Annotated in this window: 12 protein-coding genes; 10 read left to right on the top strand and 2 right to left on the bottom strand. The window is 67.6% G+C overall.

The genetic code is table 11. From position 1 onward, the window contains the following. Nucleotides 1-79: 79 nt before the first annotated feature. The 8 genes from ahcY to trxA all read left to right on the top strand — a co-directional run bounded on the left by ahcY (nucleotide 80) and on the right by trxA (nucleotide 12,867). Nucleotides 80-1,498 (top strand): adenosylhomocysteinase, encoded by a 1,419-nt coding sequence (gene ahcY / locus ACETPF_RS17440; RefSeq protein ID WP_373935839.1) that lies wholly within the window; start codon nucleotides 80-82, stop codon nucleotides 1,496-1,498. A 152-nt stretch (nucleotides 1,499-1,650) separates the two neighbouring features. Next, on the top strand, nucleotides 1,651-3,996 hold the full coding sequence (locus tag ACETPF_RS17435; protein ID WP_373935923.1) for a PAS domain-containing sensor histidine kinase: 2,346 nt from the start codon (nucleotides 1,651-1,653) through the stop codon (nucleotides 3,994-3,996). Then, on the top strand, nucleotides 3,989-4,447 hold the full coding sequence (tsaE, locus tag ACETPF_RS17430) for a tRNA (adenosine(37)-N6)-threonylcarbamoyltransferase complex ATPase subunit type 1 TsaE (RefSeq protein ID WP_373935838.1): 459 nt from the start codon (nucleotides 3,989-3,991) through the stop codon (nucleotides 4,445-4,447). The genes ACETPF_RS17435 and tsaE overlap by 8 nt, the downstream gene beginning before the upstream one ends. Beyond that, nucleotides 4,444-5,430, top strand: a complete 987-nt coding sequence (locus tag ACETPF_RS17425; RefSeq protein WP_373935921.1) for an aminoglycoside phosphotransferase family protein — start codon at nucleotides 4,444-4,446, stop codon at nucleotides 5,428-5,430. The genes tsaE and ACETPF_RS17425 overlap by 4 nt, the downstream gene beginning before the upstream one ends. Continuing rightward, a complete protein-coding gene (locus tag ACETPF_RS17420) occupies nucleotides 5,427-6,137 on the top strand; it encodes a nucleotidyltransferase family protein (protein ID WP_373935837.1) in 711 nt (236 codons plus the stop codon). The genes ACETPF_RS17425 and ACETPF_RS17420 overlap by 4 nt, the downstream gene beginning before the upstream one ends. Beyond that, nucleotides 6,130-9,096 (top strand): double-strand break repair protein AddB, encoded by a 2,967-nt coding sequence (gene addB / locus ACETPF_RS17415; protein WP_373935835.1) that lies wholly within the window; start codon nucleotides 6,130-6,132, stop codon nucleotides 9,094-9,096. The genes ACETPF_RS17420 and addB overlap by 8 nt, the downstream gene beginning before the upstream one ends. Beyond that, on the top strand, nucleotides 9,077-12,517 hold the full coding sequence (addA, locus tag ACETPF_RS17410) for a double-strand break repair helicase AddA (protein ID WP_373935833.1): 3,441 nt from the start codon (nucleotides 9,077-9,079) through the stop codon (nucleotides 12,515-12,517). The genes addB and addA overlap by 20 nt, the downstream gene beginning before the upstream one ends. Before the next feature lie 29 nt (nucleotides 12,518-12,546). Next, nucleotides 12,547-12,867 (top strand): thioredoxin, encoded by a 321-nt coding sequence (gene trxA, locus ACETPF_RS17405; protein WP_328276283.1) that lies wholly within the window; start codon nucleotides 12,547-12,549, stop codon nucleotides 12,865-12,867. Here the strand turns inward: trxA and ACETPF_RS17400 are convergent. Both ACETPF_RS17400 and argJ read right to left on the bottom strand, forming a co-directional pair. After that, a complete protein-coding gene (locus ACETPF_RS17400; RefSeq protein ID WP_373935831.1) occupies nucleotides 12,864-13,661 on the bottom strand; it encodes an inositol monophosphatase family protein in 798 nt (265 codons plus the stop codon). The two genes, trxA and ACETPF_RS17400, sit on opposite strands and share 4 nt — an antisense overlap. Then, nucleotides 13,661-14,884: a bifunctional glutamate N-acetyltransferase/amino-acid acetyltransferase ArgJ gene (argJ, locus tag ACETPF_RS17395; protein ID WP_373935830.1), complete on the bottom strand. Its 1,224-nt coding sequence runs from the start codon at nucleotides 14,882-14,884 to the stop codon at nucleotides 13,661-13,663. The genes ACETPF_RS17400 and argJ overlap by 1 nt, the downstream gene beginning before the upstream one ends. A gap of 81 nt (nucleotides 14,885-14,965) precedes the next feature. Between argJ and ACETPF_RS17390 the strand changes: the two genes are divergently transcribed. Next, the gene (locus ACETPF_RS17390; RefSeq protein ID WP_373935829.1) at nucleotides 14,966-15,610 is read left to right on the top strand and encodes an energy transducer TonB; all 645 of its coding nucleotides are present in this window, start codon (nucleotides 14,966-14,968) and stop codon (nucleotides 15,608-15,610) included. Between the two features lie 109 nt (nucleotides 15,611-15,719). Further along, nucleotides 15,720-18,455 (top strand): preprotein translocase subunit SecA, encoded by a 2,736-nt coding sequence (secA, locus tag ACETPF_RS17385; RefSeq protein WP_373935828.1) that lies wholly within the window; start codon nucleotides 15,720-15,722, stop codon nucleotides 18,453-18,455. The last annotated feature ends 87 nt before the right edge of the window (nucleotides 18,456-18,542 follow it).

The following is an 18,542-nucleotide window of genomic DNA, read 5'->3' as shown; positions in this document are numbered from 1 at the left end:
ATGGGTAAAGGCGGTCCCCATCACGCCTGCGCGAACGCTTTGTTCGGGCCGGCCCCAATCAAGTTACGGAGATATGTTCGTGGCCACCGCCCCCGCCACCCAGGCGCAGGATTATGTGATTGCCGATATCGGCCTCGCCGCCTTCGGTCGCAAGGAAATCGAGATCGCCGAGACCGAGATGCCCGGCCTGATGGCGCTGCGCGCGGAGTTTGGCCCGAGCCAGCCGCTGAAGGGCGCGCGGATCACCGGATCGCTGCACATGACGATCCAGACCGCCGTGCTGATCGAAACGCTGACGGCGCTGGGCGCGGAAGTGCGCTGGGCGACCTGCAACATCTTTTCGACGCAGGACCATGCCGCCGCCGCCATCGCCGCGTCGGGCGTGCCTGTCTTCGCCGTGAAAGGCGAGAGCCTTCAGGAATATTGGGACTATGTCGAGCGCATCTTCGACTGGCACAATCATGAAAGCGGCGTGTGCAACCTGATCCTGGACGATGGCGGCGACGCCACCATGTTCGCGCTGTGGGGCGCGCGGGTCGAGGCGGGCGAAGAACTGTTCACCCCGTCGAACGAGGAAGAGGAAATCTTCGTTTCGGTGCTGAAGCGCGTGCTGGCCGAGCGTCCCGGTTTTCTGACCAAGACCGTCCAGTCGATCAAGGGCGTGTCGGAAGAGACCACCACCGGCGTCCATCGCCTTTATGAGTTGTCGAAGAAGGGCAAGCTGCCCTTCCCGGCGATCAACGTGAACGACAGCGTCACCAAGTCGAAGTTCGACAACCTCTATGGCTGCAAGGAAAGCCTGGTCGATGCCATCCGTCGCGGCACCGACGTGATGCTGGCCGGCAAGGTCGCCTGCGTCGCGGGCTTCGGCGATGTCGGCAAGGGATCGGCGGCGTCGCTCCGCAACGGCGGCGCGCGCGTGCTGGTGACCGAAGTCGATCCCATCTGCGCGCTTCAGGCCGCGATGGAAGGCTATGAGGTCGTGACGATGGAAGAAGCCGCGCCGCGCGCCGACATCTTCGTGACCGCGACCGGCAACGAAGGCGTCCTGACCGTCGATCATATGCGGGCCATGAAGAATATGGCGATCGTGTCCAACATCGGCCATTTCGACAGCGAGATCGAGATTGCAGGCCTCGCCAACATGAAGTGGACCGAGATCAAGCCGCAGGTCGACGAGGTCGAATTCCCCGACGGCAAGAAGATCATCGTCCTGTCCAAGGGCCGCCTGGTGAACCTGGGCAACGCCACGGGCCACCCCAGCTTCGTCATGTCGGCCAGCTTCACCAACCAGACGCTGGCGCAGATCGAGCTGTGGACCCGCAGCGAGCAGTATAAGAACGAGGTCTATGTGCTGCCCAAACATCTGGACGAGAAGGTGGCGGCGCTGCACCTCGAAAAGCTGGGCGTGAAGCTCACCAAGCTGTCGCCAAAGCAGGCCGATTATATCGGTGTGCCGGTGGAAGGGCCGTTCAAGCCCGATCATTACCGCTACTGATCGCTCCTGCGATTTCGCGAAAGATGGGGGAGGCGGCGACGCCTCCCTTTTTGTTTGCATGCCGCCTTCCCGCCATGGCCGTTCTGGTCTAGGCCCGGTCGGATCATGAGCAGGAACAGGCAGGTTCGGCAGGCGGGGGGGGCGGAAGCGTGATCGCGCTGTCGCCCTTTGCTGCGATCCTGCTGGGCGTGGTGCTGGCCGGATGGCTGGGCGCTGCGCTGTGGGCGCTGGTGAGCGGCCAGCGGATGCGGCGCGACGGCACCCAGGCGCAGGGCAAGCTGGACCGGCTGGCGGTGCTGCTCGCCTCCGCGCCCGCCGCTCCGGTGATCGTGCATCCCGATGGGCGGCTGGAGGCGGCCGACCGGCTGGCCAAATGGCTGGGCAAGGCGCGGGTGCCCAGTTTCCTGTCCGAACTGACCCACGCGCAAGGCGGGCTGGAGCCTGAGGACGCCGCCGCGCTGGCCCGCGACGTCGCGTCGGCGCAGCGCGCGGGGCGGAGCTTCGCGCTGCCGGTACGAGGACAGGGATCCTCGCGCCTGCTGCTCGTGCGCGGCGCCCCGGCGGGGCCCGGTCTTGCCGAGAGCGGCGGGGTGGTGCTGTGGATCTTCGACGCGACCGACAGCCAGGCCGAGATCGAGCAACTCAAGGCCCATGTGGCGCAGTTGCGCGATGCGCTGGAGGCGCTGGCGGGCCTGGTCGAGGCGGCGCCCTTCCCGATGTGGCATCGCACGCCCGACCTGCGCCTCAGCCTGGTCAACAGCGCCTATGTCCGCGCGGTGGATGGGGAGAATGCGGCGGAGGTGATCGCCAACGGGATCGAGCTGGTCGAGGCGGCAGGCGGCGTCAGCCCGCAGGCCGCGGCGGCCGAGGCGGTGGCGCAGGACGCGCCGGTGGACCGGATGGTGCCCGCCACGATCGACGGCGAACGGCGGACGATGCGGGTCGTCGATGTGCCGCTGGGACCGGCGGGCGTTGCGGGCTATGCGGTCGATCAGCATGCGCTGGAGCAGGCGCGGGTCGAGCATCGCAGGCTGGAGGCGGCGCAGCGCGACCTGCTCGATCGCCTGTCCGCCGGCGTCGCCCGCTTCGGTTCCGACCGAGCGCTGCGCTTCTGGAACCAGCCCTTCATGAGCCTTTTCGGGCTGCGGCAGGAGGCGCTGGCCGACGCGCCGCTGTTCGAGCGCGTGCTGGACCAGATGCGCGACGCCCGCCGGATCCCCGAGCATCGCGATTTTCCCGCCTGGCGTACCGAGCGGCGCAACTGGTTCCTGTCGCCCGACCCGAAGGAGGAGAATTGGCTGCTCCAGGACGGCACGCACCTGCGCGTCTATGCCCAGCCTTTGCCCGATGGCGGCCTGCTGCTGATCTTCGAGGACCGCACCGAGCAGGTACAGCTGTCGAGCGCGCGCGACACGCTGCTGCGGGTGCGGACCGCGACCTTCGACAATCTGTTCGAATCGATCGGCGTCTTTTCCGCCGACGGGCGGCTTCAGATGTGGAACAGCCGGTTCCGCACCGTCTGGGGCGCGACCGAGGAATTGCTGACGTCGCACCCGCGCATCGACGATCTGATGCGCGCGGTGCAGGAGAAGCTCGCCAAGCCGCAGCAGAGCAAGCTGGTGCGCGAACTCGTGCGCGCCGCCACGATCGAGCGCAAGCAGCGCGGCGGACATGTGGGCTTTGCCGATGGGCGCATGTTCGAATTCGCGGCGATGCCGCTGCCCGACGGAAATGCGCTCTTCACCATGCTGGACGTGACCGACAGCCGCCGGGTCGAGCAGATGCTGCGCGACCGCAACGAGGCGCTGGAGCAGGCAGACAAGGTCAAGACCGCCTTCGTGACCAATATGAGCTACGAACTGCGCACACCGCTCACCACCATATCGGGCTTCGCCGAGATGATGAGCGCGGGCTATGCCGGCGAGCTGAGCGACGCGGCGCGAGGCTATGTCGATGGCATATTGCAGAGCACGGCGCGACTTTCGATGCTGATCGACAATGTGCTGGACCTGACGCAGGGCGAGGTCGGGACGCTGCCGCTCGACCGGGCCACGGTCGATCTGGCCGCGCTGGCGCGGGCGAGCGCGGAGCGGCTGAAGGGCGAGGCGAGCGCCAAGGGGATCGACCTTGCCGTGACGGTGCAGCCGACCCTGGGCGCGGTGCAGGGCGACGCCCGGCGGATCGGGCAGGCGATCGACCATCTGCTGGAAAATGCGATCCGCTATTGCGGCAAGGGCGCGCGCATCCTGCTGCATGGTGATGGCAGCGCCGATCGGGCGCGGATCGTCGTGTCGGACAATGGGCCGGGCATCACCGCCACACAGCAGAACGCGATCTTCGACCCCGCCGTGCGCGCCGGGCAGGCGCGGAACGGCGGGCGTGCGGGCATCGGCCTGCCGCTCGCGCGGCAATTAGCGGAGGCGCATGGCGGGCGGCTGGAGCTGGTGTCCAAGCCGGGGCAAGGCACGATGGCGGTGATCGAGTTGCCGCGTGGCTGAGACGGTGCTGTACCTGACCGACGAGGCGGCGATGCTGGCGCTGGGCGCGCGGATTGCGCCTCATGCGCGGATCGGCGATGTGATCGCTCTGGAAGGCGGCCTTGGCATGGGCAAGACGACGCTGGCGCGCGGCATATTGGCGGCGCTTGGGCTGGAGGGGGAAGCACCCAGCCCGAGCTTCGCCATCGTCCAGCCCTATGACGTGCCCGAGGTGCGGTTGCCGGTGGCGCATGTCGACCTGTATCGGCTCGACGCGCCTGAAGAGGCCGAGGAACTGGCGCTGGGCGACTATCTGATGGACAGCATGCTGCTGATCGAATGGCCCGACCGTCTGGGGGACGGGCTGTGGCCCCATGCGCTCCGCCTGACGATTGAGGACGCGGGCGAGGACGGGCGGCGCTTGACAGCGGCCGTGCCGGACGCTTGGACGGAGCGATGGTCACAGATATGATCCCGCCGGCCGCCGCGCCCGCTTTCCTCGCCGACGCGGGCTGGGGCGACGCCGCCATCGTGCCGCTGGCCGGCGACGCATCCTTCCGCCGCTATTTTCGCGTGATCGACGGCGGGCGGCGCGCGGTATTGATGGACGCGCCGCCGCCGCACGAAGACCCGCGCCCCTTCATCGCCATTGCCGAGCATCTGAACGCCGACGGCTTCGCCGCGCCCGCGATATTGGCGCGCGACCTGACCCATGGGCTGGTGCTGATCGAAGATTTCGGCGACCTGCGGGTCAAGGAGCATCTGGACGCCGACCCGGACGCGGAACTGGCGACATACGGGCGGGCGGTCGAGTTGCTGGTGGACCTGCACCGGAAGCCCGCCGCCGATCTGCCGCCCTATGACCGGGCGGTTTACCAGCGCGAGGTTGGGCTGCTGACTGAATGGTATTGCCCGGCGGCGGGGCTTGAGGTCGATGCCGATGCCTCTGGGCGGGCGTGGGACGCGGTGCTGCCCATCGTAGAGCAGTCGGCCAGTCCGACCGTCACGGTGCTGCGCGATTATCATGCCGAGAATATCATGTTGATCGATCGTGCGGCGTCGCACGGGTTGGGGCTGCTCGACTTTCAGGACGCGCTCGCCGGGCATCCGGCCTATGATCTCGTCTCGCTGCTCCAGGATGCGCGGCGCGACGTGCCCGAAGCGGTCGAGGCGGCGATGCTGGCGCATTACAAGGCGGCCGCATCTCCTCCGGACGACTTCGACGCGGCCTATGCGGTGCTCGGGGCGCAGAGGAACGCCAAGATCGTCGGTATCTTCACGCGGCTGTGGAAGCGCGATGGGAAGCCGCGCTATCTGTCCTATCTGCCGCGCATGTGGGCGCTGCTGGAGCGCGACCTTGCCCATCCCGCGCTGGAGCCGGTGGCCGACTGGTTCGCCGCCAATATCCCGCCCGACAAGCGGCACCAGGCGCTGGCGGAGTTTGCGCCGGCATGATCGACACAGCGATGCTGATGGCGGCGGGGCTGGGCAAGCGGATGCGGCCGCTGACCGCGACGCGGCCAAAGCCTCTGGTCAAGGTTGCGGGCAAGCCGCTGATGGACCATGCGCTCGACCGTCTGGAGGCGGGCGGCATCCGCAAGGTGGTGGTCAACGTCCATTATCTCGCCGACACGGTCGAGGCGCACCTGAAGGCGCGGCGGTGCGGCACCGAGTTCGTCGTGTCGGACGAGCGGGCCAAGCTGCTGGAGACCGGCGGCGGGCTGGTGAAGGCAAGGCCGCTGCTGGGCGACAAGCCGTTCGTGTGCGCCAACAGCGACAATCTCTGGATCGACGGGCCGCAGGAAACGCTGGGGATGATGCAGCGGATATGGGATCCCGATCGGATGGATGCGCTGCTGCTGGTCGTGCCGCTGGCGCGGGCGAATTGCCACCGGGGGCAGGGCGACTTCCATATGAGCGCGGATGGGCGGCTGTCGCGGCGCAAGACCGCGCATGTCGCGCCCTTCGTCTTCACCGGTGTGCAGATCATGAAGCCGACTCTGATCGCCGACCCACCGGCCGACGTGTTTTCGACCAATATCTTCTGGAACCGCGCGATCGAGGCGGGGCGGCTCTACGGCGTATCGCACCAGGGACTGTGGTTCGACGTCGGCACGCCGCAGGCCATTCCGGTGGTGGAGTCGATGCTGACCCATGGGTGAACGCGGCCGCCCCGCGCTGTTCACCATTCCCGCGCATCGCGCCTTTGCCGACGCGCTCGTCGCGGGCCTGCTGGCGCAGCATAAGGGCGATAGGATGGCGCTGGCGCAGGCGATGATCCTGCTGCCCAACAATCGCGCGATCCGGGCGGTGAGCGACGCCTTCGTGCGGCAGTCGAGCGGCGGGCTGCTGCTGCCGCGCTTGGTGGCGATCGGCGATCCTGACCTGGGCGAGCAGGTCGGCGGCGCGCTCGATCCGCTGGGCGAGGGCGATCCGGTGCCGCCCGCGATCGCGCCGATGCGGCGGCAGATGATGCTGGCGCGGCTGGTGCAGACGGCGCGGCCGGGGACCGATGCGGGCCAGGCGTTGCAGCTGGGGCAGGCCCTGGGCGCGGTGCTGGACCAGATGCAGGTCGAGCAGGTGGCGGTGACTGCCCTCGCGAAGATCGAGCTCAAGGATGAATTGTCGCGCCACTGGCAGACGTCGCTGGCGATGTTCGAGATATTGATGGCGCGCTGGCCCGAGGACTTGGCGCGGACCGGGTGCATCGATCTGGCCGAGCGGCGCAATCGGCTGTTCGAGCGGCTGGCGGCGCGGTGGGGCGCGCATCCGCCGGGGGGATCGGTGGTCGCGGCCGGCATTTCGACCAGCGCGCCGGCGGTGGCGCGGCTGCTGCGGCGGATCGGGGAGATGCCGCGCGGTATGGTGGTGTTCGCCGGGCTCGACCAGAATATGGACGATGCGGCGTGGGATGCGATCGGGCCAGGCGAGCCCGATCCGCTGACCGGCGCGCGGGCGCCGGGGCATGAGAGCCATCCGCAATATGCGTTGAAGCGCCTGCTCCACGGCATGAGCGCGACGCGCGACGATGTTGCGCTGTGGCGCTGGGGCAGCGAGCATGATGCGCGGGCGGTGCGGGGGCGCAACATCTCCAATGCGATGCTTCCGCCGCGCCTGACGAGCCGCTGGCGTGACCTCAAGACCGCCGACCGGTCGCTGGCCGGGGTGGAAGCGCTGGAGGTGGCGACGCCGGGCGAGGAAGCGCAGGCGATCGCCATTGCGCTGCGCGAGGCGCTGGAGACCCCGGGACGGACAGCGGCGCTAGTGACGCCCGACCGGCAACTGGCGACACGGGTATCGGCGCATCTGCGGCGGTGGGGAATAGAGGCGGACGATTCGGCCGGCCAGCCCTTGTCCCGCCTCCCGCCCGGAACGCTGCTGATCGCGATGGCGGAGGCGGTGGCCGAGCGGTTCGCGCCGGTGCCGCTGCTGACGTTGCTCAAGCATCCGCTGGTGATGCGGGGGGAGGGGCGGCTCGCCTGGCTGGAAGGCGTGCGCGCGCTCGACCTGCTGCTGCGGGGGCCGAGGCCGCAGGCAGGGCTGGAGGGGATCGACCTGCTGCTGCGGCCGCGCGACGACGATCGGCAGCGGGTGGTGCGCGAAGCGGCGCGGGCCTGGTGGCCGCAGGCGCGGGCGCTGCTGGAGCCGCTGGAGGCGGCCTTTGCCGGCGAAACCGATCTGGCGGGGCAGTTGGCGGCGCTGCGGGCGCAGGCGAGCGCTTTATCCGGCGAGGCGGTGTGGGCCGGGCATCAGGGGCATGCCGCCGCCGACCTCTTCGCCGAGCTGGAAGCCGCCGCGCCGGAGGGGCCGCGATCGGCCGATCCGCGCGGGTTGCCGGCGATGCTCGACCATCTGCTGGGCGGGGTTTCGGTGCGGCCGCCGCAGGGCGGGCATCCGCGCATTTCCATATTGGGGCTGATCGAGGCGCGGCTGGCGCAGGCGGACCTCATGATCCTGGGTGGCCTCAACGAAGGTACTTGGCCGGGGTTGCCAGCCCCCGACCCCTGGCTCGCGCCGCGTATCCGGCGGGAACTGGGCCTGCCGGGGCTGGAGACGCGCATTGGCCTTGCCGCGCATGATTTCGCGAGCGGGCTTGGGGCGCCGCATGTGCTGATCACGCGGGCGCGGCGGGGGAGTGGCGGGCCGGCGGTGGCGTCGCGCTTCTGGCTGCGCTTGAAGGCGATGGCCGGGCCGCAGTGGAAGACGGCGGAGCGCTATGCGGCGCTGGGCGGGGCGATCGATGCGCCTGCCGCCTATCGCCCGGCGACGCGGCCGGCGCCTGCCCCCCCGGTCGCTGCGCGGCCCACGGTCATTCCCGTGACAGATGTCGACCGGCTGAAGGCCGATCCCTTCGCCTTCTATGCCCGGCGCGTTCTGCGGCTGGCGCGGCTCGATCCGGTCGATGCCGATGCGGGGCCGGCGTGGCGTGGGACGGCGGTGCATGAGATCCTGCAGAAATGGGCGGAGGCGGGAACGCTGGACCCCGCCGATCTGGAGGCGCGCGCCTGCGCCATGTTCGACCAGCCCGAAGTGCATCCGCTGCTCAGGGCGCTGTGGCAGCCGCGTCTGATCGAGGCGATCCGCTGGATCGCCGCCGAGGTGGCGAGGGACAAGGCCGAGGGGCGGACCATATTGGCGGTGGAAAAGGAGGGGCGGGCGGAGGTTGCCGGGGTCACATTGATGGGCAAGGCCGACCGGATCGACCGGCTGGTGGACGGGCGCGTCGGCATCATCGATTACAAAACCGGCAAGCCGCCGAGCGCGCGGCAGGTGAAGGCGGGCTTTTCGCTGCAACTGGGGTTGCTCGGCGTGATCGCGGAACTGGGCGGGTTCGAGGGGATCGGTCGGGCCGAAGCGGGCGATTTCGAATATTGGTCGCTTGCCAAGAAGGGCGACCAGTTCGGCTATCGCGAACGGCCTGTCGATCCGCTGGGCCGGCGCGACAAGATCGTCACCGACAGCTTCACCGCCCATGCCCATGAGCATTTCGAGGGGGTCGCCAACGACTATCTGCTCGGCAGCGCGCCGTTCCGCGCCGAGATCAACCCCGAGGTCGCGAGCTATGGCGACTATGACCAGCTGATGCGGCTGGAGGAATGGTATGGGCGCGACGATGGCTAGGAAAGCAGCGCCGCTCCAGAGGTTGCTGGGCGATCAGGCGCGCGCCGCAGCGCCGCACGCGCATGTGTGGCTGTCCGCCTCCGCAGGGACCGGCAAGACCCATGTGCTGACTGCGCGCGTGTTCCGCCTGCTGCTCCAGGGGGTGCGGCCGGAAAACATCCTGTGCCTGACCTTCACCAAGGCGGGCGCGGCGGAGATGGCCGACCGCGTCCACGACCGGCTCGCCGCCTGGGTGCAGATGGACGAGCGCGACCTGTTTAACGATCTGGAGGCGCTGGGCGAGGAGTCGGGGCCGGATGCGCGCGAGCAGGCGCGGCGGCTGTTTGCCGAAGTGCTGGAATCGACCGGCGGCGGACTGCGCATCCAGACCATCCACGGTTTCTGCCAGCAATTGCTGACCGCTTTTCCGCTGGAGGCGGAGCTGGCCCCCGGATTCCGTCCGCTCGACCAGCGCGAGCAGTCTGCGCTGGCGCGGCAGGCGCTCGCCGATCTGGTGGTGGTGGCGCAGGAGCAGGGAGACGAGGCGCTGTTCGGCGCGCTCCAGTCGCTCAGCCTGCGGCTGGGCGAGGGTGGCGCGGAGCAATTCCTGCTGCGCTGCGCGGCGCGGGGCGAGTCGCTGGAGGGGTTGCCCGAGGCGATCCTGCCTTGGATCGCGGGCGAACTGGGGCTGCCGGAGGGCGATATCGACGCGTGGCTGGCGGAGCAATGTAGTGACGATCGGTTCGACATGGCTTCACTCGACCGGCTGGTGCGTGCCAATCGGGATTGGGGCAAGGGGCGCGGGCTGGAGCGGTGCGATCGGATCGCGGCGTGGCGCGCATTGGGTCCGGCGGAGCGGGCGGCGGGGCTGACGGAGCTGCATCGCGCCTGGGCGAAGGCGGACGGGGATTTCCTCGACAGCAAGGGTTATGTGCCCGGCGTCGAGGGCTACGCCGAGATGGCGCGGCGGCTCTATGACGGGTGTGGCGCGCTGATCGCGATGAAGCTGCGGGCGGATTATGCCGCATTGCTGGCGCAGGCGCTTCATGCGGGCCGTGCCTATGCGCGGGCCTATGGTGAGGCGAAGCGGCTGGCCGGGGCGGTCGATTTCGATGACCTGATCGCCCGCACCGCCGCCTTGCTGGAGCAGCCGGGGATAGCGGAGTGGATCCGCTACAAGCTCGACCAGCGGATCGATCATATCCTGGTGGATGAAGCGCAGGATACCAATGTCAGGCAATGGACGATCGTTGCCGCGCTGGCGGCCGAGTTCTTCGCAGGCGAAGGGGCCAAGGGCGACAAGATCCGCACGATCTTCACGGTCGGCGACTATAAACAGGCGATCTTCGGATTTCAGGGCACGAGTCCCGAGGCGTTCAGGCTCGCACAGATGGCCTTCGAGCGACACGCTGACGAGGCTGGGCATGACTTCTTCAACCTGTCGCTCGATCGCAGTTTTCGGTCGACGCCGGCGGTGCTGGATGTGGTGGACCAGACCATCGCCTTCCTGCGCGGCGAGCGGCTGGGACTGGGGGACGGCGATGTCCGGCACGTGAGCGCCAACCGCCATCCGGGCGAGGTGATGCTGTGGCGGCCGGTCGTCGCCAACATCAGCGAGGAGGCCGAGGGCGAGGAGGATTGGGCCGACGATCAGGAGAGGGTGCTGGCGCAGCGTATCGCGCGGCAGATCAGGCAGTGGATCGACGACGAGCTGATGCTCGAAAGCCGGGGACGGCCGGTGCGGGCGGGGGATTTCATGATCCTGGTGCGGCGGCGGAGCGAACTGGCGCGGCTGATCGTCGCACGCCTTTATGAGGAGAATGTCGCGGTTGCGGGAATCGACCGGCTGCGGCTGAACGCGCCGCTGGCGGTGCGCGACCTGCTCGCCGCGCTGCGCTTCGCGGTGCAGCCGGAGGATGAGCTGAACCTGGCCGCTTTGCTGGTGTCGCCGCTCATCGGGTGGACACAGGACGAGCTGATGACCCGGCTGATCGGGCGGCGGACGGGGTTGTGGCAGCATCTCAACCAGACGCTTGATGCAGCGCTGCTCGCGCCCTTGCGCAACCTGCTGGCGGTGGCGGATTTCACGACGCCCTATCGCTATCTGGAGGCGATATTGTCCGGGCCGATGGATGGGCGGCGACGGCTGATCGAGCGACTGGGAGCTGAGGCGGCCGATCCGATCGAGGAATTGCTGAACGCCGCGCTGGGGTTCGAAACCGACGATCATCCTTCGCTCCAGCGCTTCATCGACTGGTTCGACCGGGGCGAGGTGGAGATCGTCCGCGACACGGCGTCGGCGGGCGACATGCTGCGGCTGCTGACGGTGCATGGGGCGAAAGGGTTGCAGGCGCCGATTGTCATCCTGGCCGACGCCTGCATCGATCCCGATGCGGGCAACCGGGCGGATATGCTGGAATGGAACGGCCTGCCGATCGTGCCGCCGCGCAAGGCCGAGCGGCAGGGGCCGATCGGGGATGTGGCGGAAGCGGCAGCGACGGTGGAGCGGCAGGAGCATTGGCGACTGCTCTATGTCGCGCTGACGCGGGCGGAGGAGAAGCTGGTGGTGGCGGGATCGCTCGGGCCACGCGCAAAGGGCGAGGTGAAGGCCGAAAGCTGGTATGCGGCGGTCGAGGGGGCGATGGTCGCATTGGGTGCGGAGTGGGACGCCGATCCGCTATGGGGCGCGGCCCGGCGCTGGCGGGGGCACGAGACACTCACGCCGTTTAGTACAGCGAGTTGGACAGCTGAATCGCGTTTCGCGGTCGAACTGCCCGGATGGCTGAAGCTGCCCGCGCCGGTGGAAGCGCGGCCGCCGCGCCCGCTGGCGCCATCGGCGCAGGTGGAGGATGATGTGCCCAATCCGCCGCCCAGTCCCGCCATGCGGGCGGCGGCGGAGCGGGGGCGGCTGCTCCACGCGCTGTTCGAGCGGTTGCCGGACCTGCCGCCGGGACGACGGCAAGAGGCGGCGGATCGCTGGCTGGCGCAACAGGGGCTGAGCGACGCGGGCGAACGGGCCAATATTGTTTCGAAAGCGTTACGAGTTATCGATGCGCCCGAACATGGCGGCCTGTTCGGGCCGGACGCGCTCGCCGAAGCGCCGATCGCTGCGGTGGTGGGGGAGGCGGTGATTGCTGGCACGGTCGATCGCCTGTCGATCGGCCCGGATCGGGTGCAGATCGTCGATTTCAAGACGGGGCGAGTCGCGCCGCTGACGCTGGAGGACGTGCCGATCGCCCATGTGCGGCAGATGGCGGCCTATGCCGCGGCGCTGAGCGTCTTCTTTCCCGATCGCGCGATCGAGGCGGGGCTGCTCTACACCAGCGCGCCGCGCCTCATCATCCTGCCGCCCGACCTGCTTGCCCGGTACAAGCCCGGCTTTGTGGCGACGCAGGAGAATTTGCCGCTCCCGCCCGTTGAGGCGGGACTGCGTCCATCCTAGATATCCGCCAACCAAAGGAGATCATCGCCATGGCGACGAAGGCAGTTACCGACCTCAGCTTCAAACAGGACGTCATCGACAGCGACAAGCCCGTGCTTGTCGATTTCTGGGCCGAATGGTGCGGCCCGTGCAAGATGATCGGCCCGGCGCTGGAGGAGATCAGCGAGGAACTGGCCGACAAGGTGACGATCGCCAAGATCAACATCGACGAGAATCCCGATGCGCCCGGCCAATATGGCGTGCGTGGAATTCCGACGATGATCCTGTTCAAGAATGGCGAAGCCGCCGCGACCAAGGTCGGCGCTGCCCCCAAGAGCGCGCTCAAGGGCTGGATCGAGAGCGTCCTCTAACGGAACAGCCCCTCCGCCGCCGCGTCCCAGAGGCGCGGCGACGAGGCGGCGAGCAGCCCCCGGCGCGGGTCGCCGACGCGGTATGGCGTGCCGTCGAGCCGCTGGCAGAGGCCGCCCGCTTCGTTGACGAACAATGTGCCGGCCGCATGGTCCCAGGGCAAAGTGCGGGCGAAGACCGACAGGTCGTTGCGCCCCAGCACGATGCGCGGATATTGTTCGGCGGCGCAGCGGGGAATGTCCACCAGGGTGAAGCGGTCCTGCGAACGGCGCTGGATGTCGGCGCGCTCCTCCGGCGTCATGAAATAGACGGCGAGCGCGGCGACCGGCAGCGGTTCGCCGCTTTCACGCGCCTGCACGCGTTGCCCGTCGATGAAGCTGCCGCCGTCGCGCAGCGCATGGCAGAGGCGGCCACTGAGCGGGTCTAGTATCCAGCCGGCGAGGATCGTTCCCGCGTCCGCCAGCGCGACCATGATGCCGAAGGGTGGATTGCCGCTGGCGAAATTGCCGGTGCCGTCGATCGGGTCGATGATCCAGTTGAGCCCTTCGCCCGCCCGGTCGAGAATGGCGGGATCGGCGGCGCAGGCTTCCTCGCCAATGATGCCGGCGTCGGGCAGGATCGCGGCCAGACCTTCGGCCAGCGCGACTTCGCTTTCCTTGTCGGCGATCGTAACGAAATCATCGGCCGCCTTCTCGCTGATCTCGTGCGCGGCGAGGTTGCGGTAGCGGGGCATGACGATGTCGCGCCCGACCTGCCGCATGAGTGCGGCGACGGGTTCGTGCAGGGCGCCTTCCATCAGCTGCGATAATCCGCGTTGATCGAGATATAGCCGTGCGTCAGGTCGCAGGTCCAGATCGTCGCGCGCCCTTCGCCAAGCCCCAGGTCCACGCCGATGACGATATCCTGCCCCTTGAGATGCGCGGCGACGGGGGCCTCGTCATAGCCCTCGACCGCCAGACCCCCGGTCGCCACCTGGGTCGCGCCGAAGCGGATCGAAAGCCTGTCGCGATCGGCCGGTTCGCCCGCCTTGCCGATGGCGGCAACGACCCGGCCCCAGTTCGCGTCCTCGCCGGCGATGGCGGTCTTGACCAGTGGCGAGTTGGCGATCGAGAGGCCGATGCGGTGGGCGCTGTCGTCGCTGGTTGCGCCTTCGACGCTGATCTCCACGAACTTGGTCGCGCCCTCGCCGTCGCGCACGACCAGATGGGCGAGCTGACGGCAGAGGTCGGCGAGCGCCGCGGCGAAGGCATCCGCGCCGGGATCGTCCATCGTGGCGAGCGGGGCATTGCCGGCCTTGCCAGTGGCGAAGGCCAGCACCGTGTCGCTGGTCGAGGTGTCGCTGTCCACGGTGATGCAGGAGAAGCTGCGCTTGTTCGCGGCAGAGAGCATCGCTTGCAGCAGCGCGGGGTCGATCGCGGCATCGGTGAAGATGTAGCCGAGCATCGTCGCCATGTCAGGCGCGATCATGCCCGATCCCTTGACGATGCCGACCAGCTCGACGCGAGTGTTGCCGATGAGCGCGGATGCATGGGCGCCCTTGGGGTAGGTGTCGGTGGTGCCGATCGTGGTCGCGGCTGCTTCCCAGTTGCAGGGCGATGCGGCGAAGGCGGCGTCGAGGCCCGCTTCGGCCCTGTCGATCGGCAACGGCACGCCGATCACCCCTGTGGAGGAGACGAATATGTCGGACGGCAGGCAGTCGAGGTGGTTGGCGACCCGCGCCGCGATCGCCTCCACCGCCGCGCGGCCGCGATGGCCGGTGAAGGCGTTGGCGTTGCCGGCGTTGACCACGAGCGCGCGCGCCTGGCCGAGGGGAATGGCGTCGCGGCACCATTCAACTTCGGGCGAGGGGCATTTGCTCTGGGTCGTGACCCCCGCGACTGCCGTGCCGGGGGCAAGCTCGACATAGGTGAGGTCGCAGCGCTCCCACGCCTTATATCCCGCGCGCGCGACGCGGAGCGTGACGCCCTGTATGTCGGGAAGGGCGGGGAAGGTGGCAGGGGCGAGGGGGGAGCGTTGCATTGGACCTCACATTGGTGAAGGATCGCCTTCTTTAGGCGGCGCATGTCGCTATACAAGCGGCTTTTTCGGGGGAATGGATCGATGCCGGGGATGAAGCCGCTTGCGCTTATCGCGATCACGCTGGCTGCGAGCCAGGGGGCGCTTGCCAACGTCAGCAAGGCGGCGAGGGCGACACCAACGGGCAATCCAGGCTACTGGATCACCCCTGAGGATTATCCCGCCGTCGATCTGAGAAATGATGCCGAGGGCGTTACCGGCGTCAAGCTGGAGGTGGACATTGAAGGCCGCGTGAGCAACTGCATCGTCACGCAGGGCAGCGGTTCCGAGACGCTCGATGCTGCCTCCTGCACGCTCCTCCAGCAGCGGGCGCGCTTCACGCCCGGGCTCGATCGGCTAGGACAGCCGATCGCCGACAGCTACACGACCCGGATAAAGTGGCAGATCCCGGCGCAGGAGCCGCAACCGCTGAAGAATTTTCCCAAGCGGCTTCAGTTGCGGGTCGACGTGGACGAAACCGGGGCGGCGACCGCCTGCACCGTCGTCTCGAACGAAGGCAATAGCATGGACATGGGTCCGATGGGTGGCATAGTCGATCCTTGCGCGGCCGTGATGCGTTCCAAGAAGCATACGCCCTTCCTTGACGCGAACGGCGAGCCCGTCGCGGTGCGCGTCGAGTCGCTGATGGAGATGCGCGTCACTCCAATCGGCGCTGCCAAGGCGCAATGATCCCGCCCGCGCGTCGATTGACTATCCTTCGCCCGCTCCCTAAATCGCCGCGCATATCCGCGTGCGCGTCCGGCAAGGGGCGACGCTTCCTCATGGGTCAGGAAATTGCATGTTCGGCGCACTCGCCAAGTCCATCTTCGGATCGTCCAACGAACGCTATGTGAAGTCGCTGGGCAGGCTGGTCGACAAGATCGCCTCCTTCGAGCCGGCGATCCAGGCGATGAGCGACGAGGAACTGGTCGCGCAGACGGTGCGGTTCCGCGAGCGGCTTGGCGCGGGCGAGACGCTGGACGACCTGCTGCCCGAAGCCTTTGCGACGGTGCGCGAAGCGTCCGTCCGGGTGCTGGGGATGCGGCATTTCGACGTGCAGATGGTGGGCGGCATCGTGCTCCATCGCGGCGAGATCGCCGAGATGCGGACCGGCGAGGGCAAGACGCTGGTGGCGACGCTCGCCACCTATCTGAATGCGTTGGAAGGCAAGGGCGTTCATGTCGTCACGGTGAACGACTATCTCGCCAGCCGCGACTGCGAATGGATGGGGCAGGTCTATCGCTTCCTGGGCCTGACGACCGGGGTGATCGTGCCCAACCTGTCCGAAGAGCAGCGGCGGCAGGCCTATAATGCCGACATCACCTACGCGACGAACAACGAGCTTGGCTTCGACTATCTGCGCGACAATATGAAATATGACCGCGGGTCGATGGTGCAGCGGCCGTTCAACTACGCGATCGTGGACGAGGTGGACTCGATCCTGATCGACGAGGCGCGCACGCCGCTCATCATCTCAGGCCCGACCGACGACAAGTCGGAACTCTATGTGTCGGTCGATCATATCGTGAAGCAGATCGCCGAGAGCGATTATGAGAAGGACGAAAAGCAGCGCAGCGTCACGCTGACCGAGGAAGGCACCGAGAAGATCGAGCGGATGCTGGAGGAAGCAGGGCTGCTCCAAGGCGCAAACCTCTATGATTTCGAGAACACCGCCGTCGTCCACCATGTGAACCAGGCACTGCGCGCGAACGTGATGTTCCGGCGCGACATCGACTATATCGTCAAGGGCGGCAAGGTCATCATCATCGACGAGTTTACCGGCCGCATGATGGACGGGCGGCGCTGGTCCGATGGCCTGCACCAGGCGGTAGAGGCCAAGGAAGGGGTGCAGATCGAGCCGGAGAACCAGACGCTCGCCTCCATCACATTCCAGAATTATTTCCGCATGTACCCCAAACTGTCGGGCATGACCGGCACCGCCGCGACCGAGGCGACCGAATTTTACGAAATCTACAAGATGAACGTCGTCACCATCCCCACCAACAAGCCGGTGCAGCGGGTGGACGAGGATGATGTCTTCTACAAGAATCTGGAGGACAAGTTCCGGGGCATTGCAAAGACGATCAAGGAGCATGCCGAAAAGGGCCAGCCGGTGCTGGTCGGCACGGTGTCGATCGAGAAGTCCGAGATGCTGTCGGAATTCCTCAATCAGGAGGGGGTCAAGCACGCCGTGCTCAACGCCCGGTTCCACGAGAGCGAGGCGCATATCGTCGCGCAGGCGGGCCGGAAGGGCGCGGTGACGATCGCCACCAACATGGCTGGGCGCGGCACCGACATCAAGCTGGGCGGCAACCTCGAAATGCGGGTCGAGGACGAGCTGCGCGATGTGCCGGAGGGGCCGGAGCGCGAGGCGGCGATCAAGCGGATCGAGGCGGAAATCGAGGCCGAGAAGCAGGAGGTGCTGGCGGCGGGCGGCCTGTTCGTGCTGGCGACCGAGCGGCATGAGAGCCGCCGCATCGACAACCAGCTGCGCGGCCGATCGGGCCGGCAGGGCGACCCCGGCCTGTCGCGCTTCTACCTCAGCCTCGACGATGATCTGATGCGGATCTTCGGGCCGGACACGATGTTCGCCAAGATGATCCGATCCAACCTGGAGGATGGCGAGGCGCTGCCCCCGTCCAAATGGCTGAGCAAGGCGATCGAGACCGCGCAGAAGAAGGTCGAGGCGCGCAATTATGACATTCGCAAGCAGGTCGTCGAATATGACGACGTGATGAACGACCAGCGCAAGGTCATCTACGAACAGCGCAGCGACATCATGGATGCCTCCACCGTGGACGATGTCGTCACCGACATGCGGCACGAGACGGTCAATGATCTGGTGGGCGCGTCCTGCCCCCCTGGCACCTATCCCGAGCAGTGGGATATGGAGCGGCTGAAGGCGCGGACGGCCGAGATATTGGGGCTGGAGCCGGACTTCGACGCCTGGCTGGCCGAGGATCAGGTCGATCCCGAGATGATCGAGGAGCGACTGAGCGCGCTCGCCGACGCGGCGATCGCCGAGAAGCTGGGCGAGATCGACACCGACAGCTGGCACATGATCGAGAAGTCGATCCTGCTCCAGAGCCTGGACCATCACTGGAAGGAGCATCTGGCGACGCTGGACGCTTTGCGGCAGGTCGTGCACCTGCGCGCCTATGCCCAGAAGACGCCGATCAACGAATATAAGCAGGAAGCCTTCGCCCTGTTCGAGCGGATGCTGGAGAATATCCGCGAGGATGTGACCGGATCGATCGCCCGCGTGCAATTCCGCATGGAGCAGCCGCCGCTGGAGGAGTTCGCGCTGCCGGTGCTGCCCGACTTCATCACGACGCACATCGATCCCTTCTCGGGCGAGGACAATAGCGCGGACATCGACGCGGGGTCTTTCGGAGGCGTAACCACCACCCTGCCGCGCGGCCCGGTCGGCACCGGCGCGCCGGGCGATTTCGCCAATCTCGACATCAGCCGCAACGCGCCCTGCCCGTGCGGGTCGGGACAGAAATACAAGCATTGCCACGGTGCGCTGAGCTAAACGGGCGTTAACCGCCTTTGCTCATAGGACATTAGGTTTTTCTGCCGACTCTCACCCCTGGTCCCGGGGGGCAGACCGGGAGACGTG

It is taken from the genome of Sphingobium agrisoli (genome assembly GCF_041877245.1).
In the GTDB taxonomy this organism is placed as follows: Bacteria; Pseudomonadota; Alphaproteobacteria; order Sphingomonadales; family Sphingomonadaceae; genus Sphingobium.
This window is presented reverse-complemented; position numbering and strand designations above follow the sequence as displayed.